The organism is Hydrogenothermus marinus (assembly GCF_003688665.1).
GTDB classification, from domain to species: domain Bacteria; phylum Aquificota; class Aquificia; order Aquificales; family Hydrogenothermaceae; genus Hydrogenothermus; species Hydrogenothermus marinus.
Map to the genome: position 1 here is coordinate 99,965 of NZ_REFO01000013.1, position 26,501 is coordinate 126,465.

The window sequence follows — 26,501 nt, forward strand, 5'->3', positions numbered from 1 at the left end:
GAATTTAATCCAGATATTAATTTAAGCTATAAGCTCTATCATAATTAGTCTATTAAATCAAAACTTAAAGGTGTTCCTTTTTCTATATCTTTCCTAGCTTTTCTTCCTAAAACTTGAGGTAAATATTTTGGATGTAATCCATATCCTGGCCTTACACTTCTTACATTTTCTTTTGTAAATATCTCTCCTTTTTTTATATCTTTTGCTACATATAAACTTCTTGCAAACTGTCTTGATTTTTTTCTTTTTTCATTTAAGCTATAATCAATTTTTCCTATTAATTTTTCTGTATCTCTAACTGCTTTTACCATCTGAGCAAACTCTTCTTTGTCTAAGGAAAATGCTGCATCAGGTCCACCAAGAGATTTATCTAATATAAAATGTTTTTCAATAACTTTAGCTCCAAGGGTAGTAGCTACAATAGGAGCAGTTGTTCCTAAGGTATGATCTGAAAAACCTGCAACTACTCCAAAGGTTTGAGCTAAATTTGGTATCATCGCTAAATTTGCATCTTCTAAAGGAGCTGGATAAGCAGAAGTACATTTTAAAAGGATTATATCATTATTTCCAACACTTCTACATATTTCTACAACATCTTGTATCTCTTCTATAGTAGCTATTCCTGTACTAATTATAATTGGCTTTCCTTTTGATGCAGTATATCTTACAAGCTCATAATCTGTAATTTCAAAAGATGCTATTTTATATGCTATAGGATTAAATTGCTCTAAAAAATCAACTGCTGTTTTATCAAATGGTGTTGAAAATATATCTATTCCTATTTCTTTTGCATAATTAAATAGTTCTTCATGCCATTCCCAAGGAGTCATTGCTTCTTTATAAAGCTGATATAAGGTTTTTCCATCCCAAAGGGTTCCACCTTTTATTATGAAATCTTCTTTATTACAGTTTAAAGTTAAGGAATCTGGTGTATATGTTTGAAGTTTTACTGCATTGGCACCAATTTCTTTTGCAACCTTTATACTTTCTTTAGCAATTTCTAAGCTTCCATTATGATTTGCACTAAGTTCTGCAACTATATAAACTCCATCTTTTTCTAAATCATGACTGCCTATTTTCATTTGTTAGCTCCATACAGATAATCTTTTTATTATTAATTACTTTTTCCCCTATTTTTCTAAAATTATAGCGTTTATATAAATTCCTCGCTTTTTTATTTTCATTAAAAACTTCCAACTTCAATTTTTTTAATTTCAAAATATTAAAAGCAAATTCAATAACAGTTTCTATTAAAATTTTTCCTATTCCTACAGTTTTTTCATAAGGATTTTTATAAAGACCAAATTTTGCTTCTTTTTTGTTATTGTCAATATCGTAAAAATCAATTACACCTATATACTTATCCTCTTTTTTAACTAAAAAGTAAAGTTTATCTTTTTTATTTTTTAAACTTTCAATAAAGTTTAAATGCTCATCTAAACTTATTTCATACTGGTTATACATCCACTTTCTTATATCTGGATGATTTCTCCATTCTAAAATCATCTTTTTTTGCTTTAATGGCAAATATATAAAATTTATTAATTCAACTTCTTTTATTTTTATATTTTCTTTCATATTGTTATTAACTCGTAAACTATATTCCTTGAACCGTTACCATTAACATATTTTCTTCCAATTTTTGACATATTTTCTCGTATTTTTTTATTTTCAAGTTTTTTAATTAAGTTTAATATATTTTCTAATAAATTTTTATTATCATAAAATCCTGCATAAGCTAAAAAGCCTATTTCTTCCCATTTTTTTACACTTTTTAATTGATTATCTGCAACTGCTACTGCTATTGTTGGAACGCCAACTCTTGCAAGCTCATATAATGTTTGTCCACCTGCAGATATAGTTAAATCTACTTTTAACATTAATTCTTTCATTTCTTTTGCAGACGCATCATAAATAAAAAATATGTTTTTATCTTTTATATCTTTTATCCAATCAGTTTGTTTAAATCCTTTTCCTATTACTACATATTTGTTAATATCTGGATATTCTTTATTTAATAAGTTTAAAATTTTTGGGGTCATATTTCTTAAATCATCGCCACCAAATGTTATTAAAACATTTTTAATCTTTTCATTTATTATCTTTTCTGGCACTTCCCAAAACTCTTTTCTTAAAGGTGTATATTTTGTACCAAGTAAATATTTAATATCTTTTTTTATAGGATAATCTAAATCTGTAGCATGGATATTTCCATTTATAACAATACCTTTTGGATAATCTATTCTTTTATTATCATCAATATATACAGAAAGTTTTACAATATTGCTTACTTTTTCATAAAAATCTTTATCTGCTAAATAGCTATCAATTAGAACTATATCACTATCTTTTAATATTTTAAAAATATCTTTATTTTCAAGCCAGTTAAATATTTCATAGTTAGTATTTTTTACAATATCTTTTACAGTTTCATCTGCATTTAGTATAAGTTTTGGTTTTATCTTTTTTGTTTCAAAAGCTTGATAAATAGATATACATCTTGTAATATGACCAAAACCTATCTCTTTTCCGCCTTCTGTAAGTATATATATTTTCATTTTTCAAGTAGTTTTAGTGCATTATAAAGTTCTTGCATTTTTAAAAGTTTTTTTGCATCTTCAATCTCTTCTTCTAAGGAAAGATATATTTTCTTTTGTAAGACTTTTTTATTTATAAGCTTTAACCAAGGTTTTTTATTAAATAATTTTATTATATCGTAAGCATCAAAAAATGGATTTTCCCAGTATAGATAATCAAAAACTGATGCAAGTAGTGCATAATCTTCTTCTGTATCTAAGGTTATTCTAATATCTGGTGCAGTTAATTCTTTTGGTGCTTCTAAAGAGGATATTTTAAATTTATCTTTATTTGTAGTATGAATATATGGACATACATGCTCTTTTTCAAAATCTTTGGCAGCTTTGCAATAAGCTTTTTCTAAAGCTTCAAAAGATATTACTTCTACATCTAATCCATGAGGAAATGTTCTTTTTATTGTATTTGAAGTATAATCTGCTTTTTCTTTTATATGTTTTATAATAGATTTATCTATAATATTCCAATCTATACAAGGACAGTCACTTGTAATTCTAACTATAATATCAATTTTATTTTCTTTTGCAGATAAATAATATCTTTCTAAAACATTTTCTTTACTACCTTTAAACCATTTAACCTGTTCTTTTTCTGCAATTTTTACAATCTCTTCATCTTCTTTATCTTTTGTTGTAGCTATTATAATCTCATCTATATTATTAGATTTTTTAACTCTTCTTATTACTTGTTGTAAAACTGTAATATCTGAATCATAAGGAAGAGGTTTTAATACCTTTTTTGGAAGTCTTGTAGAAGAAGTTCTTGCTTGTATTATTGTTCCTATTTTCATATGAATACCTTAAAAACTTTTTCTATAACATACTCTATATCTTTTTCGGTCATAGCTGGAAAAATAGGAAGAGATATTTCTCTTTTGTAAAAATCTTCTGCTATTGGACATAATCCTTTTTTATAACCAAGATTTTGATAATATGGTTGTAAATAAACAGGTATATAATGAACTTGAACACCTACGCCTTCTTTTCTTAAAGATCTAAAAATTTCTGCTTTCTTCTCTTTATATTTATCTTTTAATTTTATTGGATAAAGATGATATGAATGATAAGCATAATCTTTTTCTACTGGTAAATCAAAATATGGATTATCTTTAAAAGCTTTGTTATATATTTTAGCTATATTTCTTCTTTTTTCTATAAATCTATTTAGTTTTTTTAACTGAGATATTCCAAGAGAAGCCTGAATATCAGTCATTCTATAGTTATAGCCTAAATACTGCATCTCATAATACCAATCGCCATCTGGATTATTTATAAATCTATCTTTTGTAATACCATGATTTCTAAAGATTAAAAGTTTTTCATATATTTCTTTATTATTTGTTAAAACTGCTCCACCTTCTCCTGTTGTAATATGTTTTACAGGATGAAAGCTAAAAATAGTAACATCTGAATATTTGCAATTTCCTATTCTTTCATTTTTATATTTTGCACCAAGGGCATGACATGCATCTTCTACTATTTTTAGGTTGTATTTATCAGCTAATTCTTTAACCTTTTCCATATCTACAGGATGACCTGAATAATGAACAACTGATAATAGCTTTGTCTTATCTGTAATTTTTTCTTCTATTTTTGATATATCTATATTTCCTGTATCTTTTTCTATATCAACAAAAACAGGTTTTGCTCCTAAATAAAGTCCTGCATTTGAAGTTGCTACAAATGTCATAGGTGTTGTTATAAATTCATCATCTTTTTTTAAATCTAAAGCAAAATATGCTCCATGTAGGGCAGAAGTCCCACTGTTAAAAACTACTGCATATTTTGCACCAACATAAGATGCTAAAGCTTCTTCAAATTCCTTTATTTTAGGTCCTTGAGTAATAAAATCTGATTTTAAAACCTCTACAACTGCTTTTATATCATCTTCATCTATAAATTGTTTTCCATAAGGAATAAAATTTTCCATTAGTAAACAATATCTATTTTATTTAATAGCTCTTTTAAATCTTCTACAGATAACCAATCTTTATTTGTATCTGATGAGTATCTAAATCCTTCTTCTACTTTTTTCCCGCCTTCTTTAAAATGTTTTTTGTAGTTCCACCAATCAAAATTTGGATAGATAATGTAATGATCTTCATACTCATAGGTTGTTCTTGAATCTTCTTCTGTTATCATTACTTCATGTAATTTTTCACCTTCTCTTATTCCTATCTCTTTCAATTTACATTCAGGGCATATTGCTTTTGCTAAATCAGTTATTTTAAAAGATGGTATTTTTGATATATAAACTTCTCCACCTTTTGCTTCTCTTATAGCTTTTAAGACTAAATCAACACCTTCATCTAAGCTTATCCAAAATCTTGTCATTCTAAAATCTGTAATTGGAAGTTCTTTTGCACCTTCTTTTACAAGTTTTAAGAAAAATGGAATTACTGAACCTCTACTTCCTGCAACATTTCCATATCTAACAACACTAAATCTTGTTTTTTTACCACCTGCATAAGCATTTGCCGAAACAAATAACTTATCTGAAACAAGTTTTGTAGCTCCATAAAGATTAACAGGATTTACTGCTTTATCAGTTGAAAGTGCTACCACCTTTTCTACTCCCCTATCAATAGCTGCATTTATTATATTTTCAGCACCACCAATATTTGTTTTTACTGCTTCAATTGGGTTATATTCCATTAAAGGAACATGCTTTAAAGCTGCTGCATGAACAACAATATCAACTCCATCAAATGCTCTATAAAGTCTTTCTTTATCTCTTACATCTCCTATAAAAAATCTTAATTTAGTTTTATATTCAGCAAACTCTTTTTGCATTAAATACTGTTTATACTCATCTCTTGAATAGATAATAATTTTTTTAGGATTAAAATCTTTTAATAATCTTTTAGTAAACTTTTTTCCAAAGGAACCTGTCCCACCTGTAATTAATATTGTTTTTCCATTTAGCATTTTTTTACCTTAAAATTTTATATTACTGCTTCTAACCAGTTATCTCCAAGTTCTTTAACTATTTCAAGAGAAGGGTCATAATCCTTTTTTAAATTTTCAAGAATTAACATTAAATCATCTACACAATCAGGAGAAGTAAGAAGGTCTAAATAACCTTCTTTACCTATTCTTGTCCTTGGAAGAGCTATTCTCCCATGTCCATCTATCACCATAGATATAAAATTTAATTTTTTAGGATCGACTTTTATTAGTAAATTTATCCCTTTTATTGATTTTATATCTAGTTTTTCTAAAAGCTCTTCAGATAACATTAAAAAGAAGCTCCAAGTAAGTTTATTTCTGTTATTGTATTATTTTTGCCACCTACGGTTTTAGTTTGTTTTATATTAATTTGAGGAATCCCTGCATATATTTTCCCATTATTTATTTCAACTAAAGCAGTTTGTGATTCATAAACTCCAACTCCAGCACCAAGTATTAAACCAAGAAATACCCCTGTACCTACCTTTTTACCAAAATTTTCCCCATCTATTACATATAAAGCAAGACCACCTAATCCACCTATTCCTGCTCCATATAAACTATCTCTGAAGATTATCTGTCCGTCAAGAGCTTTTGCTTGCTGTGTTCCTAAAATAGCTAATCCTGTTAAAACTGTTAATATCTTTTTTTTCATTTTCTTCCCTCTGCAAATAATTTATTATATTCAGTATAAATCTTCCAAATATATTTAGACTCGCTTTTTGCTTTTCTACCTTTATTATAGCAATCTATAGATTTCCAAGTAATACCAAATTTATCTACACATTGTCTTAAAACCCAAGCACCAACAAAAACATTTTGACAAGGATTAAATAAATCATCTTTTTTTATAGAAAACCTTTCTAATACAGGTAGCCAATTACTATTAATCTGCATTAATCCTATATCATAACTTCCATCTTTATTTTTATGTATAGCTTTTGGATTTAAATTACTTTCAACTTTTGCAATTACATAAAGAAGATATGGATTTATTCCATACCTTTCTCCTGCTTCTTCAAAACAATAATTTTTATTTTCAGCAAAACTACTAACAAATATTAGTAATAAGCTAAGAAAAATTAATCTTAACATTTTTTATTATTTTCTAAATATTTTTCAAAAGGAATTTTCTTATAGCAACTACTTCCTATGAAATCAACTAAATTTGCAAAGTTATCTTTTGGTACATATCCTGTAAATTTATATAAAAGTTTGTAATTTTGTGTTGGGTCAAATATAGCAGTAGTAGGAAAACCTTGAACATGATAAAGATAAGCTAAAACTTTTTCTTCCATCTCATTTTTAGTTTCTGGATCTATAACTTTTCTGTTTCCATATACATTTACTATTGCAACTTCAATATTATTTTTTATTAACTTTTCTTTAAAATCCAACTGATTTAAAACTTCTTTATTTAATTTACTGCAGTATTGACATTCCTCAGATTCAAAAACAATCATTAAATATTTATGATTTTTCATTGCATCTTTTATTACAGGATAAGGATCAACTTTAAATTTTTCAGATTGTTGATTTTCTTTTTTATTACATGCTGAAATTGCTAAAAACAAAACGAATATAGAAAAAATAGTTAAAATTTTTCTCATTTTAATCTCCTATCTTAATTTTTTTAAAGTTTCTTCTATTCTATTTAGTCCTTCTTTTATATTTTCCATTGAAGTTGCATAAGACATTCTTATATAACCTTCAGCTCCAAAAGCAGAACCAGGAACAACTGCAACTTTTCCTTCTTCAAGTAAATACTCAGCAAAATCTATATCATTTTTTATATTTCCTTTAATATACTGCTTTATATTTGGAAACACATAAAAAGCTCCTTGTGGTTTTACACATTTTATACCTTCAATATTGTTTAATCTTTCAACTATATAATCCCTTCTTTTTATAAATTCCTCTCTCATCATTTTCGGAAATTTTCCATTATCTTTTAAAGCTTCTAAAGCTCCATACTGAGCAAAAGATGTTGGATTTGATACTGTTTGACTTTGCATAGATGCTATAGCTTTTGTATATTTTTCAGGTGCTGCTACCCAGCCAAGTCTCCAACCTGTCATAGAGTATGATTTAGAAAATGCTCCGACAGTAAAGGTAATATCTCTAACCTCTTTTGATAATGATGCAATACTAAAATGAGGCTCATCATAAGCAAACTCTTCATAACATTCATCAGAAATTATCATTATTCCTTTTTCAAGACAAACTTCAGCTATTTTTTCAAGTTCTTTCTTTGGTATTACTGCTCCTGTTGGATTTGAAGGTGTGTTTATTACTACTGCTTTAGTTTTATCTGAAATATTTTCTTTTAATAAATCTGCTGTAAATACAAACTCATTTTCTTCAGAAGTTAAAGGTGTTTTGTATGTGCCATCACAAAGTTTTATCTGTTCTGTATATGAAACCCAATAAGGAGCTGGTACAATTACTTCATCTTCTGGATTTAATAAGATAGCAAATATTTCATAAAGAGCCATTTTAGCCCCTGGAGTAATTACAACTTCTGAAGGTTGGTATTCAATATTATTTTTTTCTTTTAATTTTTGTGCTACTGCTTCTCTCAACTGAGGAATTCCTGCTGAAGGTGTATATTTTGTTTTTCCTTCTTTTAAAGCTTTAATAGCTGCTTCTTTTACATAATCTGGCGTATCAAAATCAGGCTCTCCAGCTCCAAAACCTATTACGTCAATACCTTGAGCTTTTAATTGATTTGCTTTTGCTGTAATCACAAGTGTTGCTGATGGTTTTACCTTTTTTATTCTGTTTGAAAGTTCCATTGATACCTCTTTGAAATTAAGATTTAATATAAATTATACAAATCTTTAAAAAAGTTGTAAAACAAAAATAAAAATACCCTAAATTAGAATTTTCCCTTTTGTATGATATTATTTTTTTATGATTTTACTTGACTTAAATAAACTTGGAAATATTGAGCAGGCTACTTTTTTAGAAAGGCCTAATAGATTTAAATCAATTTGTGAAAAAGATGGTAAAACTATTACCTGTCATGTGGCAGACCCTGGCAGATTAAAAGAAATTTTTATAAAAGGTAGAAAAGTTTTTATTATAAAAAATAAACCTGGACTAAAAACAGATTATAAGATAATTGCTGTAGAAGTTGAAAATGAGATTGTTCTTTTAAATACTTCTTTACATTCTAAAATTGGAGAAGAAGCCATTAAAAAAGGTGTTCTTGGATTTAAAGTAAAAGACTTAAAAAGAGAAGTAAAATATGGAAAAAGTAGAATAGATTATCTAGTAAATAAAGATACATTTGTAGAACTTAAAGGAAGTAATTTATTAATAGATAATAAATGCTTATTTCCAGATGCTCCTACAGAAAGAGGTTCAAGGCATCTTGAAGAATTAATAAAAGCAGTCAAAGAAGGATATAAAGGAATAATTCTTTTTATGATGCTTAGAAATTGTAAATGTTTTTTACCTTATAAAGATATGGATAAGAAATTTTATCAAAGCTTTAAAAAGGCTCTGAATAATGGAGTTGAATTTAAAGGTTTTAAAATAAAAGTAGAAAAAGATTTTAAAGTAAAATTAGTAGAAAATATAAATATCTGCAAAGATTTTAGCTAAAATGGTATCTACAGAAGAGATTTTTACAATAATGAATATTATAGGGCTTATTGCTTTTGCAATTACAGGTTCTATGAAAGCTATAGAAGATAAACTAGACTTACTTGGTATTACCACCCTTGGAATTATGACTGCTCTTGGTGGTGGAATTACAAGAGATATATTAGTAAATAATATACCAAATGCACTTTTATCTATATCTGATATGTCTTTTGCTCTTATTGGTGTTTGGTTTGCCTTAGTTCTTTATAAAATTTTTGGAATAGATATAAAACATAGATATATTATCCAAATTCCAGATGCTATTGGACTTGCCGCTTTTACAACTACAGGTGCAGTAATTGCTTATAATGCGCATGTTTCTTTTTTTGGAATAATAATACTTGCAACTATTACAGGAGTAGGTGGTGGACTTATTAGTGATTTACTTCTTAGAAGAGTTCCTTCTGTTTTGAAAGAAGATTTTTATGCATCTTGTTCTATTATTGGAGCTATTGTTTTTTATATTGCAATACTTTCAGGGGTTTCAATTGGTTTAAGTGGACTTATATGTAGTATTGTTGTTTTAATGATACGAATTCTTGCTATTATTTATAAATGGAAATTACCAACCTTTTCTTAAAGGAGAAAAAATGGATAAAGTAAATATTGCTTTACTTCAGATGAAATGCTCAAAAGATAAAAAAGAAAATTTAGATAAAGCTATAGAGCTTATGAAAGAATCTGCAAAAAATGGAGCAAATATAGTTTCAACCCAAGAACTTTTTTTAACCCCTTACTTTTGTCAAGTAGAAGATTGGGAAAATTTTAAACTTGCAGAAGAAATTAATGAAGAAAACAAAACAATAAAAAAGCTTTCAATGGTAGCAAAAGATTTTAATATAGTAATAGTAGCATCATTATTTGAAAAAAGAACAGATGGAATATACCATAACACTGCCGTTGTTATAGATGCAGATGGGAAATTCTTAGGAAAATATAGAAAAATGCATATTCCAGATGATCCCCATTTTTATGAAAAGTTTTATTTTACGCCTGGAGATTTAGGATATAAAGCCTTTAATACAAAATATGGAAAAATTGGTGTTTTAATCTGCTGGGATCAATGGTTTCCAGAAGCAGCAAGACTTACTGCAATGAAAGGAGCTAAAATAATATTTTATCCTACTGCTATAGGATGGCTACCTTCAGAAAAAGAAGAATTTGGGAATTCTCAATATAATGCATGGGAAACAATCCAAAAAGGACATGCAGTAGCAAATGGCTGTTATATAGCATCTATAAATAGAACAGGCTTTGAACAATCCCCTGATGGAAATGAAGGAATAGAGTTTTGGGGACAATCATTTATATCAAATCCTTATGGAGAGATTATCAAAAAAGCATCAGTAGATAAAGAAGAAATACTAATTTCAGAAATAGATTTATCAATAATAGATGAAACAAGAATTACTTGGCCATTTTTTAGAGATAGAAGAATAGATAGCTATCAAGATTTAACCAAAAGATGGTTAGACTAAATTTAGTATATAATTATTTTTATGGAAAAGGAAAAATTCTATAAACCAAAATCTAAAAATCCTTATTTTGAGTTAAACAGTGTTTATATGCTTTTAGAAAATAATAAAGTTGATGATAAAGATTTTATAAAAATAGGTAAAGTTTTTGCCATCTTAGGAAATAGAATAATTTTTTCTAACACTTATGAGTTTTTAACAGAAGATAAAAATAAAATTTATAATATTTTTAAAGAAATTTCTTTTAAAGAAGCCAAAAAATTTTTAAATAATAGTGAAGCTTTACTTGATAAAAATATATTTAGGAGATAGGAGATGATAGATAATTTAGGAGATTTTAAAAGAGATTATTTTGCAGGAGAATTAACAGAAAATAATATTGGAGATGAAATTAGACTTTTAGGTTGGGCTGAAAGTGTAAGAGATCATGGTGGTGTAATTTTTATTAATTTAAGAGATAGAGAAGGAATTGTTCAAGTTGTTTTTGATCCTACAAAATCACCTGTAGATATGGTAGAAAAAGCTAAAAAAGTAAGATCAGAATATGTAATTGGTGTTTTAGGTAGAGTAGAAAGAAGGCCAGCAGGCACAGAAAATCCTAAAATACCAACAGGAAACATAGAAGTAATAGGCCAAAAACTTTTAATATTAAATACATGTGATATTCTTCCATTCCAGATAGAAGATGATATTAATGTAAGTGAAGAAGTTAGATTAAAGTATAGATACTTAGATATTAGAAGAAAAAAGATGTTTAATAATCTTTTAATAAGACATGAAGTATATCAAAAAACAAGAGAGTATTTAGTAGGAAATGGATTTTTAGAAGTAGAAACTCCAATGCTTACAAAATCAACTCCAGAAGGTGCAAGAGACTTTTTAGTTCCTTCAAGACTTGAAAAAGGAAAATTTTATGCACTTCCTCAATCTCCACAGCTATTTAAACAGATATTAATGGTTGGTGGAATTGAAAGATATTTCCAGATTGTAAAATGTTTTAGAGATGAAGATTTAAGAAAAGATAGACAGCCAGAGTTTACACAGATAGACTTTGAGATGTCCTTTGTTTCTGAAGAAGATGTAATGGCTATCTCTGAAGGATTAATCCATTATTTATTTAAAAATATTCTTGGAATAGACTTAAAAATACCATTTAGAAGAATGACTTACCAAGAAGCAATTGAAAAATATGGTTCAGACAAACCTGATTTAAGATATGAGATGCATTTAAAAGATATTACAGATATAGCAAAAGAAGTAGATTTTAAAGTATTTAAAGATACAGTAAAAAAAGGTGGAATTGTAAAAGGATTAACTATTGAAGGTGGAGCATCATTTTCAAGAAAAGAAATAGATGAATTAATAGAGCAAGCTCAAAAATTTGGTGCTAAAGGGATGGCTTGGATTAAAGTTACTGATGAAGGTTTCCAATCTCAAATTACCAAATTCTTTACTGAAGAGCAGTTAAATAAGATAAAAGAAAAAATGGGTGCAAAAGCAGGGGACTTAATGATATTTATTGCAGATGAGCATGAAACTACCCATAGAGTACTTGGATTTATGAGAAAACATATTGCAGATAAACTAAATATCATTCCAACTGGAAGATGGGATTTTGTATGGATTGTAGATTTTCCACTTTTAGAATTTGATTTGGAAGAAGGAAGATATGTAGCATTACACCATCCATTTACAAGCCCAAAAGAAGAAGATATACCAAAACTTGACAAAGCAAAAGAAGATAGGGATTTAGCAACTTCAATAAAAGCAAGAGCTTATGATCTTGTTTTAAATGGTGAAGAGATAGGAGGAGGTTCTATCCGTATTCATACAAGCCAATTACAAGAAAAAATGTTTAATATTCTTGGAATATCAGAAGAAGAAGCAAGAGAAAAATTTGGATTTTTAATAGATGCATTAAAATATGGGGCACCACCTCATGGTGGATTAGCTTTTGGACTTGATAGACTTGTAGCATTAATGACAGATTCAGAAAGTATAAGAGATGTAATAGCCTTTCCAAAAACTCAAAAAGGAAGTTGTCCTCTTACAAATGCTCCTGATTTTGTTTTTGAAGAACAGCTTGAAGAACTTGGTATAGAAGTAGAAATACCAAAAGAGGGAAATTAATCTTTCCTCTTGCTTTTTCTTTTTAAAACCTCTACATTAAAACTATAAGATTTATCATTGTTAATATCTTATTAAGAATTATTATTGTTTATATTAAGATCATAATATAAAAAGGGGAAAAAATGGCAGATAAAGACCAAAATACTTTAAATCTTTATATACAACAGATGGCTCAACATCCTCTATTAACACCAGAAGAGGAAAAAGAGCTTGCTATAAAAGCGAAAAAAGGTGATAAAGAAGCTTTAAAAAAATTAGTTGAAGGTAATTTAAGATTTGTTGTAAATGTTGCTAAAAATTTTATGGGATGGGGTGTACCTTTAACAGATCTTATTGCTGCAGGAAATCTTGGCCTAATAGAAGCAGCAAAAAGATTTGACCCTGATAGAGATGTTAAATTTATTTCTTATGCAGTATGGTGGATAAGACAAGCTATAATGCAAACAATTTTTCAGCAAACTGGTGCAGTAAGAATACCAATAAAAGAATCTCTTTTCATAAGTAAAGTAAAAGAAGCTTATGAAAAATTGAAAGAAAAAAATGGAAGAGAACCAACAATTGAAGAGATAGCAAAAGAGGTAGATGCAAATCCTAAAAAAGTTAGACAAGCTCTTCAAATAGTTAGAATGCCATATTCTTTAGATATGCCAATGGGAGAAGAAGAAGATATAACTCTTTTAGATTTACTATCTAAAAAAGGAACTGAAGATGTTGAGAAAGAAATAGTAGAAGAGGCTCTTCATAAAGAACTTGAAAAACTTATGAAAGCTCTTGATGAAAGAGAAAGAACTATAATTAAACATAGATTTGGTCTTGAAGGTGAAGAACCAAAAACCTTAAATGAAGTTGGTGATATGCTTGGAATATCAAGAGAAAGAGTTAGACAGCTTGAAAATAGAGCATTGAAAAAATTAAGAGCTTTAGCTATGAAAAAACATATAAAAGATTTCTTAAGTTAAGGAGGATAAAGTTGAAAAAAATAGCTATTTTTCTTTTGCTATCTGTATCTGTAGCCTTTGCTAAGGAAAATAATTTTGCAAAAAATAAGTTTTGTTATTTTTCTTACACAATATATAAAGATTGTTATATGAGAGGAGCAAAAACTCCTATAGATTGTAATACTCTTTCAAATGGAATTAGATTTGGAAAAGCTTTTTCAAAAGAGCAAATAGATTATATAAAAAATACCTGCAAAACAGGATGTTATCTTGCAAAAAATAGATTTAAACTTCAAGATGAAAAATCATTTATGACTGAATGCTCAGCGAAATAATTTTTTGTGGCGGAGAGGGAGGGATTCGAACCCTCGGAGGGAGGATAACTCCCTCAACTCCTTAGCAGGGAGCCGCCTTCGACCACTCGGCCACCTCTCCAAAGAGATTAATATTATATACTATTTAACTATAAATTCAAACTAAAATTTAAGAGGAAAAAATGTTTGAAAAGCCTACTTTATATGTAATTACTGATGAAAAGCTTTTAAAAGATAATTTAATAGATGCTGTTAAACAAGCTATAGAAGGTGGAGCAGATATAATCCAGTATAGAGCAAAGCATAAAGATACAAAAGATATGTATGAAGAAGCAATTCAGTTAAAAAAAATATGTGATTATTATAGAAAACCATTAATAATAAATGACAGAATAGATATAGCTTTAGCTATAAATGCAGATGGAGTTCATATAGGACAAGAAGATATGCCTGTAGAAGTTGCAAGAAGAATTTTAGGATTTGATAAAATAATTGGACTTTCTACAAAAAATCTAAATCAGGTAGAAGAAGCTAATAAATTACCTATTGATTATATAGGATTTGGCTCTATATTTCCTACATCTACAAAAGAAGATGCTAAAGTGGCAGGATTAGAGCAGTTAAAAAAAGCTATGGAAATTTCTCTTGTACCTGTAGTTGCAATTGGTGGAATTAATGAAGAAAATATTGAAGATGTAATAGATACAGGATGTGAAAATATTGCAGTAGTTTCTGCAGTTTTTAAAGATAAAAATATAAAACAAAATAGTAAAAGATTAAAAGAATTACTAAACAAAAAGAAAAAAATGGGATTTTAAGATGGAAAGCGTAGGTAAAAGCTTAATTTTTATAGGCTTAATAATAATATTTATAGGTTTGATTCTTGTTTTTGCAGAAAAATTACCTTTTGGCCTTGGAAAATTACCGGGAGATATTTATATAAAAAAAGATAACTTTACATTTTATTTTCCAATTACAACATCTATTCTTATTAGTATTTTCTTATCATTAATATTTATAATACTTTCAAAGATTGGAAAATGATAAAACTATCAGATTTTGATTATAACCTTCCAAAAGAACTTATTGCAAAATATCCTCATGAGCCAAGAGATGAATGTCGTTTAATGGTGCTAAACAGAAAGAAAAAAACAATAGAACACAAAATTTTTAAAGATATTATAGATTATTTAGAAGAAGGAGATTTACTTGTTTTAAATGATACAAAAGTAATTCCAGCAAGATTAAAAGGTAAAAAGAAAACAGGAGCAAATATAGAGATTTTCCTTTTAAGACCTTTTTCTGAAAATCAATGGGAAGTTTTAATAAAAAATATAAAAAGATTAAAAGAAGGTCAAGAAGTAATAATTGCTAATGACTTTAAGATAAAACTTATTGAAAAATATGAAGAAGGAAAAGCTAAAGTAGAATTAATTGGAGAAAATATTAATCAGCTTATAAAAAAATATGGACATATACCTTTACCACCTTATATAGAAAGAGAAGATGAAGAAAAAGATAAAGATTATTATCAAACTGTATTTGCAAAAAAAGAAGGAGCAGTAGCATCTCCAACTGCAGGACTTCATTTTACAGAAAGACTTTTAAAACAGTTAGAAGAGAAAGGAGTAAAAAAAGCTTTTTGCACATTACATGTTGGACTTGGAACTTTTAGGCCTATAAAAACAGAAGATATTACCAAACATAAAATGCATGAAGAATTTTATCAAATACCAGATGAAACATTACAGCTAATAAATGAAACTAAGAAGAAAGGGAAAAAAGTAGTAGCAGTTGGAACAACAGTAGTTAGAACATTAGAAACCTATGCACAAACTAATAAAAAAGAAGGCTTTAGTGATATTTTCATATATCCACCTTATAAATTTAAAATAGTAGACACCTTAATAACAAACTTTCATTTACCAAAATCAACTCTTTTACTTTTAGTTTCTGCTTTTGCTAATAGAGATTTTATTTTAAAAGCTTATGAAATAGCCATTAAAGAAAGATATAGATTTTTTTCATATGGAGATGCGATGTTAATTATTTGACAAAAGTAAAAAAAAGGTATATATTTAATGTATAAAATATAGAAGACGTTTAAAGAAGTAACTAACAAGGGGGAACATCCTCAATATAACTTCAAAACTATCTTAAGTTGTTTCTTTAAACTTCTTCAAATAAACAAAGGAAGAAGTTAAGTAATATTATTTTTTTGGAGGTATTTTGTCGTGCGTATCACAGGTACAGTTAAATGGTTCAATTCTAAGAAAGGATTTGGTTTCATCACAAGAGATGATAACCAAGGAGACATCTTCGTTCATTTCTCAGCTATTGAAGGTGAAGGATTCAAAAACTTAGAAGAAGGTGAGAAAGTAGAATTTGAAGTTGTTCAAGAAGAAAAAGGACCAAGAGCACAATCAGTAAGAAAAATACAATAAAGATTGTCAAAATATAAAAGGCAGGTTAAACCTGCCTTTTCCTAAAAAATCAAAAAATCAAAACTTTTCATAAAATTTATAAAAAATATCATTCCACTACCAAAATTTTTAAGAGATAATATATTATCTAAATCAAAAAAAACTATTAAGAGGTAATAATGAAAAAATTCTATATTAGAACATTTGGTTGTCAGATGAATATAAATGATAGTCAAAAAATGAGTGGGATGCTAAAAACTCTTGGTTATGAGCCTACAAACAATTGGGAAGAAGCAGATGTTATTCTTGTAAATACTTGTTCTGTTAGAGAAAAGCCAGATCAAAAAGTATTATCTGCTCTTGGAGAGTTTAAAAAAGTTAAAAATAAAAATCCAGATGCAATAATAGGTGTTTGTGGATGTTTAGCTCAAAGAGCAGGATATGAAATACTTCAAAAAGCACCTTATATAGATATGGTTTTTGGAACTACTAATATTCACCATTTACCTCAGCTTTTAGAAGAAGCAAAACAAGGAAATAAAGCAGTAGAAATATTAGAAGAAATTGATGAAAATGAAAATCAACTTGATTCTTATCCAACAGTTAGAGATAACAAATATACTGCATATGTTACAGTAATAAGAGGTTGTGATAAGAAATGTACTTATTGTATAGTACCAACTACAAGAGGAAAAGAAAGAAGTAGAAGAATAGGAGAGATAATACAAGAAGTTCAATGGCTTGTTGAGGATGGAGTAAAAGAGATTCATTTAATAGGACAAAATGTTACTGCATATGGAAAAGATTTAGGAGATGTTAAATTTTATGAATTATTATATGCAGTAGCAAATGTTGATGGAGTTGAAAGAATTAGATTTACAACAGGACATCCTAGAGATTTAGATATAAATACTATAAAAGCAATGGCAGATATTCCTCAAGTATGTGAAGCTTTACATCTTCCAATACAAGCAGGTTCAGATAAGATATTAAAAGCTATGGATAGAGGTTATACTCAAAAAGAATATTTAGAAAAAATAGAACTACTTAAAAAGTATATTCCAGATATTGCCCTTTCTACCGATATAATAGTTGGATTTCCAGGAGAGACTTATGAAGATTATCTTGAAACAGTAAAAGTAGTAAAGGAAGTTAAATATGATCAGATATTTGCTTTTAAATATTCTCCAAGACCTGGAACACCAGCAGCAGATTTAAAAATGACAGAAGATCCAAAAACATTAAGTAAATGGCTTACAGATTTAATAAATATTCAAAAAAATATAGCTTTTGAAAAAAATTTAGCATATGAAGGAAAAAAAGTAGAAGTATTAGTAGAAGAAGAAAAAGATGGGAAATTAGTAGGTAGAAGTAGAACAAATAAACTTGTATATTTTGAAGGAAAGCATAATTTATTAGGTAAGCTTGTAGATGTAAAAATAACAAAGGCAAATAGATTTTCATTAGAAGGAACTATAAATGAAAAGGAATTACAGCTTATATAAAATTAGGAGGCTTTGAAAATGATTGAGATGGATATTAGGGGGATAGTATTAGATCCTATTACAAATATGCCTATAGTTGTTTTACAATCAAAAGAAACAGATGATATTCTTTCAATCTGGATAGGTGTTTTTGAAGCAAATGCAATATCTATGAAACTGGAAAATATTCATATGCCAAGACCTATGACTTATGATCTTATGGTAAATTTAATAGAAAATTTAAGTGCTGATATATCATATATATTAATAAATGATCTTAATGATAATACCTATTATGCAGAGATTGTTTTAAATAAAGATGGCCAAGAAATAAGAATAGATTCAAGACCAAGCGATGCTATAAATTTAGCAATTAGAAAAAATGTGCCTATTTTTGTTGAAGAAAGAGTTTTACAAGAGTATAAAAAAGATATTCAATCAGAAGTAGATGAGAACGAGCTTGAAGAATGGATAAAATCTTTAAAACCAGAAGATTTTGAATCCTAATATTTTAAAACTATAGAACCCCAAGTTAAACCGCCACCAAAAGCAGTAAAAAGGATGTTATCTCCTTTTTTTATTCTTTTTTCTTTTACTGCTTCATAAAAAGCTATCGGAATAGAGGCTGCACTTGTATTTCCATATTTATGGATATTACTAAAAACCTTACTTTTATCTAGTTTTAATCTTTCAGCAAGAGCATCTATAATTCTTATATTTGCTTGATGAGGAATTACTAAATCAATATCATTTAATGTTAAATTAGCTTCCTTTAAAGCTTGCAAAGATGATTCTTCCATACTCTTTATTGCAAGTTTAAAAGTTTCTCTTCCTTTCATTCTTAATTTTTCACCAACTGGACAGTATAAAGAATTACCATGACTACCATCAGAATGCATAACTGTAGATAAAATATCACTATCATTTTCAGTTTTGGATAAAACTACTGCACCTGCACCATCTCCAAATATTACAGCAGTTGACCTATCTTCCCAATCTATTATTCGTGAAAAAACTTCAGCTCCAACAACTAAAACATTTTCAAACTGCCCTGATTTTATAAAAGAGTTTGCAATAGTTAAAGCATATATGAAACCACTACATGCTGCAGAAATATCAAATGCCATAGGTTTTTTTAATCCAAGTTTATCTGCCAGCAATGCTGCTGTTGAAGGAAATATCATATCAGGAGTAGAAGTGGCAACTATTACAGCTTGAATATCTGATTTATTTATATTTGCAGAATTTATAGCCTCTTCTGAAGCTTTTTTTGCTAAATCACTTGTTTTTTCCCATTCTTCTGCAATTCTTCTTTCTTTAATTCCAGTTCTAGTTGTTATCCATTCATCAGAAGTATCTAATATTTTTTCTAAATCTTGATTGGTAATAACACGAGGAGGAACATACATACCAATTCCTGTTATTTCAACACCCATTAAATTAAACCTCTAAAAGTGGCTCTGGAAGTAGTTTTTCAATATTTTCATACAGTTTTTCATTAAAATTAGTTTCAACAAACTCTGTAGCAACTTTTAAAGCATTTTTTATAGCTCTTGCATCTGCTCTTCCATGAGTAATAATACAGCTTGCTTTTGTTCCAAGAAGAGGAGCACCACCATATTCTGCAAAATCTGCCTTTTTCTTAAATCTTTTTATTGCAGGAAGCATTAAAGCAGCTCCAATCTTTGAGATCATACTTTTTTTAACTTCTTGCTTAATCATATCTACTATAATACTTCCAAGGCTTTCACTTGTTTTTAAAACAACATTTCCAACAAAACCATCACAAACAATTACATCAAAATCACCAGTAAAAATATCTCTACCTTCTGCATTTCCAACAAAATTTAAATTAGACATTTTTAATAAAGGATAAGTCTCTTTTACAAGCTCATTTCCTTTCCCTTCTTCTTCACCAATACTTAATATTCCAACTTTCGGATTATCAGAAGATTTAAGTATCTCTTTCACATATGTATGTCCCATTACTGCAAAATAAACAAGATGTCTTGGACGACAATCAACATTAGCACCAACATCTATTAAGACAGTTGGTTTTCCTTTTTTTGTTGGGAATGCTACAGCTATGCCGGGTCTTTCAATTCCAGGAGCCGAACCTACTATAAATTTAGATACTGCCATAGCAGCTCCTGTATTACCTGCAGAAACAAAAGCTTGAGCTTTGCCTTCTCTTACAAGTTTTGCAGCAATATACATAGAAGATTTTCTTTTTTTTCTAACTGCATTAGAAGGTGGCTCATGCATTTCTATAACTTCTTCAGCATGAACAATTTCTATTGGTAGATTTTTACCACCTTCTTTTTCAAGTAAAGGCTTTAAGACTTCTTTATTACCTACAAGATAAACACTAATATTTGTTTCTTTAGCAAATAAAATAGCCCCTTTTACATTACTTTCAGGGGCGTAATCACCGCCCATGGCATCAAGAGCAATATACATTAAATAACCTCAACAACCTCTTTATCCTTATAATATCCACAATGAGGGCAAACTCTATGTGGTTTTTTAGGCTGTCCACATTCAGGACAAAGAGATATACCAGGAATATTTAACTTTTTATACCATTGAGCCTTTCTCATAGCAGTTTTAGCTTTAGATTTTTTTCTCTTAGGTGCTGCCATTTATATATATCCTCCTTTATAATTAAATTGGAAATTCAAAGTAAATATTATATCAGAATTTAAGCTTATCTATTTGATTTTATATACAACTAAATTTGGAAAGTTATCATAAACAAGTTGAAAATTTTTAAACTTATTAGCTTTTACAAACATTTTATCTATCATTGTATTTATAAAAATATCAGACACTAATAATTCATAATATTTGTTATCTTTTGTTTTAATAATTTCTAAAACTAAATTTTTATCATTTATTAAATTTGTTTGGTTTTTATTTGATAGTTCATATAAAAAATTAACTTTTTTATGGATTCTTTTTTCTCTATCTACGAAAATTACTTGAGATATATTTTGATTTTTTACTAAAAAAGTATTATTTTCTAAATTATATGAAAAAGTTGGACATTTTATTAGATTATCTTTTTCCATACATTTATAAAAAGATTTCACCAAAGGAAGTTGAAACTTTTGTATTTTTGTACCTGCAAAACCTATCATTGGTATAAAATCTGAGTGTAAATCTCTGCCATAAATAAATATATAAACATCTTTTTTTGGTTTTTCTTTATAATTATCTACTAAATTTAGATATTCATCTATTTTTATATTTATTAAATTATTCTTTTTAATTAAATTTTTTGTTCCTTTATTTGTCAAATAAGATATTAGTTTATATGTTCTTTTAGGATTAGTAGTATACATAGAGTTTGCAAAACTATACATTTTAATCTGATTAAAATTACCATTATCTGTAAAAGTACCCTTATTTAATAAATACTGGATAGCAAGTCCATAATCCCACCAAGCCCAGATATAAGAATCTTCTTTTAAATATTTGTTTGCTTCTAATGTGGATTTATAAATTCCTTCAGAAAATAAAGGTCTTGGTATTAGTAAAAATGCATTTGGCGGTGTAGAAAAAAGGAAAGTTATAAATAATAAAAATGTAAAAGTAGTATTTTTTAGAAAATCTGTATTTAAAAATCTATCTTTCAAGAAACTATAAAAAATATAAACTCCATATCCAACTCCTATACCAATAAAAGGAGCAAGGTACATCATAAACCTATTAGAACCAAAAGATGTTAAACCTAAAGCAAATACTGGAAATAAAAGTAAAAAGAAAGTTTTATATCTATAGAAAAATAAAATTAATCCGAATATAGCGATAATAAAAGCTAAAATATTATCTGTAGTTATATTAATAACCTGTTTTAATGTTAAACCTTGTAATTCAGATATAGAAATACTAACAGATGCAGGCAAAAATGAAGGTTGAGTTATTTTAAATATGTAAGAAGTAAAATATTTATATATACTTAATACACTACCAATAAGTTCATTATTCATGATAAGAGCAAAGAAAAGTAAAGAAAATAAAAAATTAATTTTTAAATTTTTTATAAGCTTTGTTTTATATATGTAAAAGGAAGTAATTACAAAAGAAAATAAAAACATTAAAGAAAAAACATTTTTTGGATAATGCCACATAAAAAGCTTGTATAAAATAAAAATAATTGTAAGATTTATTAAAACTGATTTTATATTTTCTAAATTTTTTATTAGTTTATAGACGAAAAGGTATATTCCAAATAAGAAAAAAAGTATTAGAAAATCTGTATCAAATCTTCCTAATTGGGTCCTTCCTGCATATATTATATTTAAAGAACCAAGTATTGTGACTGAAGGAATAAAAAATAAAAATAGTTCTTTGTCTTTAGTTATATCTTTTAATAAAGAAAGTAAAGGTATAACAAATAATGGTGCAAATAAAGGTGGAAATAATAAAAAAATAGTATTTAAATCTATATGCAAATATTTAGCTAAAATATAAGCTATATAGGAATGAAAATTTACAAAGGATATAGAAAAATCAGGAACATTTTTTAAGTAATCAATAGTTAAATTGGGACTATTCTCTAATAACTCTTTTGCTTTCCTTGCATAATAAAAAGCATCTGCACCAGTTATTACATAATCTTTATATTTTTCTATAAACTCAATTAAAAATCGAAACTTAAAAAAGTAAACTATAGAAAAGGAAATTGAAATTATAAGAAACATTAATTTATTTTTGTTCATAACAGTAAACTTTTTTAAGAGATTTTATTTCACAGGAAAAATGAAATCCTTTTAAAGAGATATTACATGTATTTCCTTTTATCCTAACAGGATAGTCAGGCTTTGTTTCATCAATATATATTTCACAAGTATCTGTAGTATATTGAAAATTACATATTTTTGATTTGACAGTAGAATTCCATGAATAATCTAATGCTAAACTTCTAGCACAATTAGTAAAAGAATAATAAATAGAAGCTAAATAAGCATTTTTTTTATATTTTATGTAATATGGAATTGATATAGATAATAATAATGATAATATGGCAACTACTATAATCAATTCTAATAAAATAGATAATAATAATGATAATATGGCAACTACTATAATCAATTCTAATAAAGAAAATCCTTTAATTTTCATAAATATATCCTACGAAAAATGATTTTTGCTAATTTAAAATTTTATATATACAAAAAACCTATATAAAAACAATACTCGTACTTTTTTATTTATCTTGTTTTGAAAGGCCTCTTGGAATATAGAGGCCTTTGTTTTTAGTTATTTTATCGGCAATTTACGGTATAAGAACCACTTGTATCCTTTTGTGCTGTACAAGTAACTGTTTGACCATTAACTGTAATATTTCCAGTATAAGAAATACTTTCAGTATTAGTTCCAGGGTTGTTTAAAGTTAAAGTAATTTCACTATCCCCAACTTTACATGTTTGTGTCGTATCCAATGCATTATATGTGTATTCAATAAGAAGAGTACCGATACACTTTTTAAAATCTGCTTCTGCTCTTAAGAATGCAGCCTTTTGTCTATATTTTGCAAACTGAGGAATAGCAATTGCTGCTAATATTGCTATTATTGCTACTACCACTAGTAGCTCAATTAATGTGAAACCTTTTTGAGCTTTTTTCTTCTTAAGCTCAAGTTCTTCTTGTTTGATGAGTTCTTCCTTCATCTTTTATACCTCCTAAATTTAATTTTGTTATTTTTATACTCAAAATATATGCCAGCTTTTAGCTATGGAATTTAGTAAAAATTAAAAGTATTTAGTCTGATTTTTGTCATTTTAATTAACAATTTTTGTCAATCTTTAAAATACTTATCATATCTATATCTAAACTCTCTAAAAGATATACCTAAAATCTCTGCTGCTTTTGATTTTACTTTGCCTGCTTTTTCATAAGCATATCTTATTATAGATTTTTCTATATTATCCATTACTTGTTTTAAGTCCATATTATCTTCTGGGAAATTTTTAATTTGAAATTCAGATTTTGTATCATCTATAAAAATAGAGTTTAAAGAATTTATTTCAAAATATTCATTTAGTTTTAGTTCTTCATCTTCAGATAAAATTACTGCTTTTTCTATTATATTTTTAAGTTCTCTTATGTTTCCTTTTAAATCTAAGGTTTTTAAATAAGTAATAAACTGAGGATCTATTTTTTTTATTTCTTTATTATATTTTTTTATTAGCTCTTTTAAAATCTGTTCAACAAGTAAGGGAATATCTTCTTTTCGTTCTCTTAATGGTGGTAAATTTATTGTTATTGTTGAAAGTCTATAATATAAATCTTCTCTAAATTCTCCTTTTTCTATCTGTTTTTTTAAATCTTTATTTGTTGCTGATATTATTCTTACATCAACTTCTATTTCTTTTGTTGAACCAAGAGGTCTTATTTTTCTTTCTTCTAAAAATCTTAAAAGCTTTGCTTGAAGTGGTAATGGCATTTCTCCTATCTCATCTAAAAATAAAGTACCTCCATTTGCTTCTTCTATAAGTCCTTTTTTATCTTTATCAGCTCCTGTAAAGGCTCCTTTCTTATAACCAAATAGCTCACTTTCCAGTAAATCTGCTGGTATTGCTGCACAATTAACTGCAATAAAAGGTTTATTTTTTCTATTACTATAAGAATGTATTGCTTTTGCTGTAATTTCTTTTCCTGTTCCTGTTTCTCCAGTAATTAAAATATTTATATCATATGGTGCTACCTTTTTTATTGTTTTTTTTACAAGTTGAATAGCTTTAGATTTTCCTGTTAAGAACTGTTCTTCTAAAATATTTTTATTGTCTAAGTTTTTTTCAATTTCTAACTTTTCTTTAACATTATTTATTAAATTTTTTATATCAGATACTTCAAAAGGTTTAGATATATAATCTGAAGCTCCTTTTTTTAAAGCTTCTACTGCTGTTTTAGAATCTGCAAAAGCAGTAATCATAAAAATCTGAATATCTGGATTTCTTTGTTTTAATTGAGGAATTATATCTATCCCTGAACCATCTGGTAGTCTAATATCTATAAATGCTATATCATATATTTTATTTTTTGATTGGAAATCCTGTATAGAATAAGCTTTTTCTATCTCAAATCCTGAATCTTCTAACAATATAGATAATATCTCTGTTATACTTTGCTCATCATCAACTATTAATGCTTTCATTTTTAGCCTTTATAGGTAATTTAATAATAAATTTTGCTCCGCCTAATTCTTCACTTTTAGAAACTAAAATATTACCATCTAAATTTATAGCAATATTTTTTGCTATTGCAAGACCAAGTCCTGTTCCTTTTGGGTTTTCAGTAAAAAAAGGATCAAAAATCTTATCTTTTATATCTTCTGATATTCCTTTACCATCATCTTCTATTATTAAAATTAGATTTTCATCATTGTTATTTAATGTTATTTTTACTTTTGATTTTGACCAATATAAAGCATTTTTAAAAATATTATCAATTAATGAGTAAATAGCTTTTTTGTTTGCTCTTATTTTTATAGGTTTTGTATTTAATATAATTTTTTTCCCTAATGTATGAGATTTAACAATTTCATTTATTAGTTCATCAAGGTTAATAATTTCCTCATTTTCTTTATATGGATCTGTTAATCTTAAAAAATTTTTTAAAAGCTCATCAACTCTTTTTGATTCTTTATATATAATATCAACTAATTTCTCATTTATTTTTCCTTCTTTGATTAATTGAGCAGCTCCACTAATGGATGCTAAAGGATTTTTTATTTCATGGGCTAAATTTGCAGATATTTCATATAATTTTTTATACATCTGAGTTTTTTTCTTTTCATCTTCTAATATTTTAATTTCTTTTTGTTGTTGTTCTAATCTTTTATTTAAAGCAATTCCTGCAAAAGCTATTATGAAAAATGAAAATCCGTGTAAGAATGAAGGAATTAATAAATTAGAAATTCCATCTGAATTATACATATATCTTACAGATATATAAGATATAAAAGATATTACAGAAAGTATATAAGCATTATTTTTTCCAGTTAATAAACTATAAAAGAATATTGGAAATAAATATAAGATAGAAAGATAAAAAACAGAATTATAATTAAATAACATGAAAACTGTTATAAAAGAAATATCAAGAATAAATTCCCATATAATTACTTTTTTGGAAAAAAGCAAAACAAAAGCAACTATTGAATAAACAATTACAACAACAATAGGTATATTAAAAGGTATAACTTTAATAATGTTTAAATATATAAAATAAAAAAAAGAAAAGAATATTGCGAAAAAGAATCTACCTAACTTATAGCCAATTAGATACTGATTTAATTGCACATTTATTCTTCTTCTTTAATTATTTCTTCAGGTTTTATAATTTTTGCTTCACCTTTTGCTATTTTGTCTATAGCTATAACAGTTTTTTTAAGAGGAATTCCTTCTTCTGTTACAAAAGATTCTGCTCCTGTTTCATAAAGTCTTTTAGCAAGTTTTGCTGCAGCATGAACTAATTCATATCTATTATTTACTTTCTTTAAAGCTTCTTCAGTTAAAGGTCTTTTACTCAAGGAA

Annotated in this window: 33 protein-coding genes and 1 tRNA gene; 13 read left to right on the top strand and 21 right to left on the bottom strand. The window is 27.1% G+C overall.

Annotated elements, in window-relative coordinates:
- Window positions 1-44: 44 nt before the first annotated feature.
- Genes pseI through CLV39_RS06590 form a run of 11 tightly spaced genes read right to left on the bottom strand, consistent with a single transcriptional unit; the run spans window position 45 to window position 8,338 of the window.
- A complete protein-coding gene (gene pseI / locus CLV39_RS06540) occupies window positions 45-1,082 on the bottom strand; it encodes a pseudaminic acid synthase (RefSeq protein WP_121923438.1) in 1,038 nt (345 codons plus the stop codon).
- The gene (gene pseH, locus CLV39_RS06545) at window positions 1,063-1,578 is read right to left on the bottom strand and encodes a UDP-4-amino-4,6-dideoxy-N-acetyl-beta-L-altrosamine N-acetyltransferase (protein WP_121923439.1); all 516 of its coding nucleotides are present in this window, start codon (window positions 1,576-1,578) and stop codon (window positions 1,063-1,065) included. Before pseH ends, pseI begins: the two co-directional genes overlap by 20 nt.
- Window positions 1,575-2,558: a UDP-2,4-diacetamido-2,4,6-trideoxy-beta-L-altropyranose hydrolase gene (pseG, locus tag CLV39_RS06550; protein WP_121923440.1), complete on the bottom strand. Its 984-nt coding sequence runs from the start codon at window positions 2,556-2,558 to the stop codon at window positions 1,575-1,577. The genes pseH and pseG overlap by 4 nt, the downstream gene beginning before the upstream one ends.
- The gene (locus CLV39_RS06555; RefSeq protein ID WP_121923441.1) at window positions 2,555-3,385 is read right to left on the bottom strand and encodes a cytidylyltransferase domain-containing protein; all 831 of its coding nucleotides are present in this window, start codon (window positions 3,383-3,385) and stop codon (window positions 2,555-2,557) included. Before CLV39_RS06555 ends, pseG begins: the two co-directional genes overlap by 4 nt.
- The gene (pseC, locus tag CLV39_RS06560; protein WP_121923442.1) at window positions 3,382-4,524 is read right to left on the bottom strand and encodes a UDP-4-amino-4,6-dideoxy-N-acetyl-beta-L-altrosamine transaminase; all 1,143 of its coding nucleotides are present in this window, start codon (window positions 4,522-4,524) and stop codon (window positions 3,382-3,384) included. The genes CLV39_RS06555 and pseC overlap by 4 nt, the downstream gene beginning before the upstream one ends.
- On the bottom strand, window positions 4,524-5,522 hold the full coding sequence (gene pseB / locus CLV39_RS06565) for a UDP-N-acetylglucosamine 4,6-dehydratase (inverting) (RefSeq protein ID WP_121923443.1): 999 nt from the start codon (window positions 5,520-5,522) through the stop codon (window positions 4,524-4,526). The genes pseC and pseB overlap by 1 nt, the downstream gene beginning before the upstream one ends.
- A gap of 17 nt (window positions 5,523-5,539) precedes the next feature.
- Window positions 5,540-5,833 carry a DUF4911 domain-containing protein gene (locus CLV39_RS06570; protein ID WP_121923444.1) on the bottom strand — a complete coding sequence of 98 codons (294 nt, stop codon included), beginning with the start codon at window positions 5,831-5,833 and terminating at the stop codon, window positions 5,540-5,542.
- Entirely contained in the window at window positions 5,833-6,198 is a 366-nt protein-coding gene (locus CLV39_RS06575) for a glycine zipper family protein (RefSeq protein WP_121923445.1), read from the bottom strand. Before CLV39_RS06575 ends, CLV39_RS06570 begins: the two co-directional genes overlap by 1 nt.
- Entirely contained in the window at window positions 6,195-6,638 is a 444-nt protein-coding gene (locus tag CLV39_RS06580; protein ID WP_121923446.1) for a lytic transglycosylase domain-containing protein, read from the bottom strand. The genes CLV39_RS06575 and CLV39_RS06580 overlap by 4 nt, the downstream gene beginning before the upstream one ends.
- The gene (locus tag CLV39_RS06585) at window positions 6,632-7,153 is read right to left on the bottom strand and encodes a thioredoxin family protein (RefSeq protein ID WP_121923447.1); all 522 of its coding nucleotides are present in this window, start codon (window positions 7,151-7,153) and stop codon (window positions 6,632-6,634) included. Before CLV39_RS06585 ends, CLV39_RS06580 begins: the two co-directional genes overlap by 7 nt.
- A 9-nt stretch (window positions 7,154-7,162) precedes the next feature.
- Window positions 7,163-8,338, bottom strand: coding sequence for a pyridoxal phosphate-dependent aminotransferase (locus CLV39_RS06590; protein WP_121923448.1), 1,176 nt, complete (start codon window positions 8,336-8,338; stop codon window positions 7,163-7,165).
- 118 nt (window positions 8,339-8,456) lie between these two features.
- Here CLV39_RS06590 and sfsA point away from each other — a divergent pair, with 118 nt between their 5' ends.
- The 7 genes from sfsA to CLV39_RS06625 all read left to right on the top strand — a co-directional run bounded on the left by sfsA (window position 8,457) and on the right by CLV39_RS06625 (window position 14,072).
- Window positions 8,457-9,152, top strand: a complete 696-nt coding sequence (gene sfsA / locus CLV39_RS06595) for a DNA/RNA nuclease SfsA (protein WP_121923449.1) — start codon at window positions 8,457-8,459, stop codon at window positions 9,150-9,152.
- A 1-nt stretch (window position 9,153) separates the two neighbouring features.
- The gene (locus CLV39_RS06600) at window positions 9,154-9,774 is read left to right on the top strand and encodes a trimeric intracellular cation channel family protein (RefSeq protein ID WP_211325079.1); all 621 of its coding nucleotides are present in this window, start codon (window positions 9,154-9,156) and stop codon (window positions 9,772-9,774) included.
- Window positions 9,775-9,784: 10 nt separating this feature from the next.
- Window positions 9,785-10,672 carry a carbon-nitrogen hydrolase gene (locus CLV39_RS06605; RefSeq protein WP_121923522.1) on the top strand — a complete coding sequence of 296 codons (888 nt, stop codon included), beginning with the start codon at window positions 9,785-9,787 and terminating at the stop codon, window positions 10,670-10,672.
- A gap of 21 nt (window positions 10,673-10,693) precedes the next feature.
- Complete coding sequence (locus CLV39_RS06610) at window positions 10,694-10,981, top strand: hypothetical protein (RefSeq protein WP_121923450.1); 288 nt, start codon at window positions 10,694-10,696, stop codon at window positions 10,979-10,981.
- Window positions 10,982-10,984: 3 nt separating this feature from the next.
- A complete protein-coding gene (gene aspS, locus CLV39_RS06615; RefSeq protein ID WP_121923451.1) occupies window positions 10,985-12,799 on the top strand; it encodes an aspartate--tRNA ligase in 1,815 nt (604 codons plus the stop codon).
- A gap of 122 nt (window positions 12,800-12,921) precedes the next feature.
- Window positions 12,922-13,758, top strand: coding sequence for a sigma-70 family RNA polymerase sigma factor (locus CLV39_RS06620; protein WP_121923452.1), 837 nt, complete (start codon window positions 12,922-12,924; stop codon window positions 13,756-13,758).
- Between the two features lie 11 nt (window positions 13,759-13,769).
- Window positions 13,770-14,072, top strand: a complete 303-nt coding sequence (locus tag CLV39_RS06625) for a hypothetical protein (protein ID WP_121923453.1) — start codon at window positions 13,770-13,772, stop codon at window positions 14,070-14,072.
- Between the two features lie 7 nt (window positions 14,073-14,079).
- On the opposite strand, the gene CLV39_RS06630 is transcribed toward CLV39_RS06625, so the two are convergent.
- Window positions 14,080-14,172 (bottom strand) — tRNA-Ser (locus CLV39_RS06630).
- 61 nt (window positions 14,173-14,233) lie between these two features.
- Between CLV39_RS06630 and thiE the strand changes: the two genes are divergently transcribed.
- The 6 genes from thiE to CLV39_RS06660 all read left to right on the top strand — a co-directional run bounded on the left by thiE (window position 14,234) and on the right by CLV39_RS06660 (window position 18,465).
- Window positions 14,234-14,869: a thiamine phosphate synthase gene (gene thiE, locus CLV39_RS06635; protein WP_121923454.1), complete on the top strand. Its 636-nt coding sequence runs from the start codon at window positions 14,234-14,236 to the stop codon at window positions 14,867-14,869.
- A 1-nt stretch (window position 14,870) separates the two neighbouring features.
- The gene (locus CLV39_RS06640) at window positions 14,871-15,095 is read left to right on the top strand and encodes a DUF2905 domain-containing protein (protein WP_121923455.1); all 225 of its coding nucleotides are present in this window, start codon (window positions 14,871-14,873) and stop codon (window positions 15,093-15,095) included.
- Window positions 15,095-16,105 (top strand): tRNA preQ1(34) S-adenosylmethionine ribosyltransferase-isomerase QueA, encoded by a 1,011-nt coding sequence (gene queA / locus CLV39_RS06645; RefSeq protein ID WP_147435400.1) that lies wholly within the window; start codon window positions 15,095-15,097, stop codon window positions 16,103-16,105. The genes CLV39_RS06640 and queA overlap by 1 nt, the downstream gene beginning before the upstream one ends.
- A 180-nt stretch (window positions 16,106-16,285) precedes the next feature.
- Window positions 16,286-16,495, top strand: a complete 210-nt coding sequence (locus CLV39_RS06650) for a cold-shock protein (protein WP_121923457.1) — start codon at window positions 16,286-16,288, stop codon at window positions 16,493-16,495.
- Window positions 16,496-16,653: 158 nt separating this feature from the next.
- Window positions 16,654-17,979 (top strand): tRNA (N6-isopentenyl adenosine(37)-C2)-methylthiotransferase MiaB, encoded by a 1,326-nt coding sequence (gene miaB / locus CLV39_RS06655; RefSeq protein WP_121923458.1) that lies wholly within the window; start codon window positions 16,654-16,656, stop codon window positions 17,977-17,979.
- An 18-nt stretch (window positions 17,980-17,997) separates the two neighbouring features.
- Window positions 17,998-18,465 carry a bifunctional nuclease family protein gene (locus CLV39_RS06660; RefSeq protein ID WP_121923459.1) on the top strand — a complete coding sequence of 156 codons (468 nt, stop codon included), beginning with the start codon at window positions 17,998-18,000 and terminating at the stop codon, window positions 18,463-18,465.
- On the opposite strand, the gene CLV39_RS06665 is transcribed toward CLV39_RS06660, so the two are convergent.
- The 9 genes from CLV39_RS06665 to rpoZ all read right to left on the bottom strand — a co-directional run bounded on the left by CLV39_RS06665 (window position 18,462) and on the right by rpoZ (window position 26,497).
- A complete protein-coding gene (locus CLV39_RS06665) occupies window positions 18,462-19,394 on the bottom strand; it encodes a beta-ketoacyl-ACP synthase III (RefSeq protein WP_121923460.1) in 933 nt (310 codons plus the stop codon). The two genes, CLV39_RS06660 and CLV39_RS06665, sit on opposite strands and share 4 nt — an antisense overlap.
- Before the next feature lie 4 nt (window positions 19,395-19,398).
- Window positions 19,399-20,418 (bottom strand): phosphate acyltransferase PlsX, encoded by a 1,020-nt coding sequence (gene plsX, locus CLV39_RS06670; protein ID WP_121923461.1) that lies wholly within the window; start codon window positions 20,416-20,418, stop codon window positions 19,399-19,401.
- The gene (gene rpmF, locus CLV39_RS06675) at window positions 20,418-20,600 is read right to left on the bottom strand and encodes a 50S ribosomal protein L32 (protein ID WP_121923462.1); all 183 of its coding nucleotides are present in this window, start codon (window positions 20,598-20,600) and stop codon (window positions 20,418-20,420) included. Before rpmF ends, plsX begins: the two co-directional genes overlap by 1 nt.
- A 69-nt stretch (window positions 20,601-20,669) precedes the next feature.
- Window positions 20,670-22,682 (bottom strand): hypothetical protein, encoded by a 2,013-nt coding sequence (locus CLV39_RS06680; RefSeq protein WP_121923463.1) that lies wholly within the window; start codon window positions 22,680-22,682, stop codon window positions 20,670-20,672.
- Window positions 22,669-23,085, bottom strand: coding sequence for a prepilin-type N-terminal cleavage/methylation domain-containing protein (locus CLV39_RS06685; RefSeq protein ID WP_121923464.1), 417 nt, complete (start codon window positions 23,083-23,085; stop codon window positions 22,669-22,671). Before CLV39_RS06685 ends, CLV39_RS06680 begins: the two co-directional genes overlap by 14 nt.
- Before the next feature lie 143 nt (window positions 23,086-23,228).
- Entirely contained in the window at window positions 23,229-23,633 is a 405-nt protein-coding gene (locus CLV39_RS08840) for a prepilin-type N-terminal cleavage/methylation domain-containing protein (RefSeq protein ID WP_121923465.1), read from the bottom strand.
- Between the two features lie 128 nt (window positions 23,634-23,761).
- Window positions 23,762-25,120: a sigma-54-dependent transcriptional regulator gene (locus CLV39_RS06695; RefSeq protein ID WP_121923466.1), complete on the bottom strand. Its 1,359-nt coding sequence runs from the start codon at window positions 25,118-25,120 to the stop codon at window positions 23,762-23,764.
- A complete protein-coding gene (locus CLV39_RS06700) occupies window positions 25,101-26,267 on the bottom strand; it encodes an ATP-binding protein (protein WP_121923467.1) in 1,167 nt (388 codons plus the stop codon). Before CLV39_RS06700 ends, CLV39_RS06695 begins: the two co-directional genes overlap by 20 nt.
- A 2-nt stretch (window positions 26,268-26,269) precedes the next feature.
- Window positions 26,270-26,497 carry a DNA-directed RNA polymerase subunit omega gene (gene rpoZ / locus CLV39_RS06705; RefSeq protein WP_121923468.1) on the bottom strand — a complete coding sequence of 76 codons (228 nt, stop codon included), beginning with the start codon at window positions 26,495-26,497 and terminating at the stop codon, window positions 26,270-26,272.
- Between the last annotated feature and the right edge of the window lie 4 nt (window positions 26,498-26,501).

Bases quoted from the DNA above. Each gene is read 5' to 3' on its own strand.
- CLV39_RS06610 (WP_121923450.1), top strand. From the start codon at position 10,694: ATGGAAAAGGAAAAATTCTATAAACCAAAATCTAAAAATCCTTATTTT.
- CLV39_RS06685 (WP_121923464.1), bottom strand. From the start codon at position 23,085: ATGAAAATTAAAGGATTTTCTTTATTAGAATTGATTATAGTAGTTGCC.
- sfsA (WP_121923449.1), top strand. From the start codon at position 8,457: ATGATTTTACTTGACTTAAATAAACTTGGAAATATTGAGCAGGCTACT.
- aspS (WP_121923451.1), top strand. From the start codon at position 10,985: ATGATAGATAATTTAGGAGATTTTAAAAGAGATTATTTTGCAGGAGAA.
- CLV39_RS06680 (WP_121923463.1), bottom strand. From the start codon at position 22,682: ATGAACAAAAATAAATTAATGTTTCTTATAATTTCAATTTCCTTTTCT.
- CLV39_RS08840 (WP_121923465.1), bottom strand. From the start codon at position 23,633: ATGAAGGAAGAACTCATCAAACAAGAAGAACTTGAGCTTAAGAAGAAA.
- pseI (WP_121923438.1), bottom strand. From the start codon at position 1,082: ATGAAAATAGGCAGTCATGATTTAGAAAAAGATGGAGTTTATATAGTT.
- CLV39_RS06640 (WP_121923455.1), top strand. From the start codon at position 14,871: ATGGAAAGCGTAGGTAAAAGCTTAATTTTTATAGGCTTAATAATAATA.
- CLV39_RS06585 (WP_121923447.1), bottom strand. From the start codon at position 7,153: ATGAGAAAAATTTTAACTATTTTTTCTATATTCGTTTTGTTTTTAGCA.
- pseC (WP_121923442.1), bottom strand. From the start codon at position 4,524: ATGGAAAATTTTATTCCTTATGGAAAACAATTTATAGATGAAGATGAT.
- CLV39_RS06555 (WP_121923441.1), bottom strand. From the start codon at position 3,385: ATGAAAATAGGAACAATAATACAAGCAAGAACTTCTTCTACAAGACTT.
- CLV39_RS06570 (WP_121923444.1), bottom strand. From the start codon at position 5,833: ATGTTATCTGAAGAGCTTTTAGAAAAACTAGATATAAAATCAATAAAA.
- CLV39_RS06660 (WP_121923459.1), top strand. From the start codon at position 17,998: ATGATTGAGATGGATATTAGGGGGATAGTATTAGATCCTATTACAAAT.
- pseH (WP_121923439.1), bottom strand. From the start codon at position 1,578: ATGAAAGAAAATATAAAAATAAAAGAAGTTGAATTAATAAATTTTATA.
- CLV39_RS06590 (WP_121923448.1), bottom strand. From the start codon at position 8,338: ATGGAACTTTCAAACAGAATAAAAAAGGTAAAACCATCAGCAACACTT.
- plsX (WP_121923461.1), bottom strand. From the start codon at position 20,418: ATGTATATTGCTCTTGATGCCATGGGCGGTGATTACGCCCCTGAAAGT.
- CLV39_RS06620 (WP_121923452.1), top strand. From the start codon at position 12,922: ATGGCAGATAAAGACCAAAATACTTTAAATCTTTATATACAACAGATG.
- miaB (WP_121923458.1), top strand. From the start codon at position 16,654: ATGAAAAAATTCTATATTAGAACATTTGGTTGTCAGATGAATATAAAT.
- pseG (WP_121923440.1), bottom strand. From the start codon at position 2,558: ATGAAAATATATATACTTACAGAAGGCGGAAAAGAGATAGGTTTTGGT.
- pseB (WP_121923443.1), bottom strand. From the start codon at position 5,522: ATGCTAAATGGAAAAACAATATTAATTACAGGTGGGACAGGTTCCTTT.
- CLV39_RS06665 (WP_121923460.1), bottom strand. From the start codon at position 19,394: ATGGGTGTTGAAATAACAGGAATTGGTATGTATGTTCCTCCTCGTGTT.
- thiE (WP_121923454.1), top strand. From the start codon at position 14,234: ATGTTTGAAAAGCCTACTTTATATGTAATTACTGATGAAAAGCTTTTA.
- CLV39_RS06605 (WP_121923522.1), top strand. From the start codon at position 9,785: ATGGATAAAGTAAATATTGCTTTACTTCAGATGAAATGCTCAAAAGAT.
- CLV39_RS06600 (WP_211325079.1), top strand. From the start codon at position 9,154: ATGGTATCTACAGAAGAGATTTTTACAATAATGAATATTATAGGGCTT.
- CLV39_RS06580 (WP_121923446.1), bottom strand. From the start codon at position 6,638: ATGTTAAGATTAATTTTTCTTAGCTTATTACTAATATTTGTTAGTAGT.
- CLV39_RS06695 (WP_121923466.1), bottom strand. From the start codon at position 25,120: ATGAAAGCATTAATAGTTGATGATGAGCAAAGTATAACAGAGATATTA.
- rpmF (WP_121923462.1), bottom strand. From the start codon at position 20,600: ATGGCAGCACCTAAGAGAAAAAAATCTAAAGCTAAAACTGCTATGAGA.
- CLV39_RS06575 (WP_121923445.1), bottom strand. From the start codon at position 6,198: ATGAAAAAAAAGATATTAACAGTTTTAACAGGATTAGCTATTTTAGGA.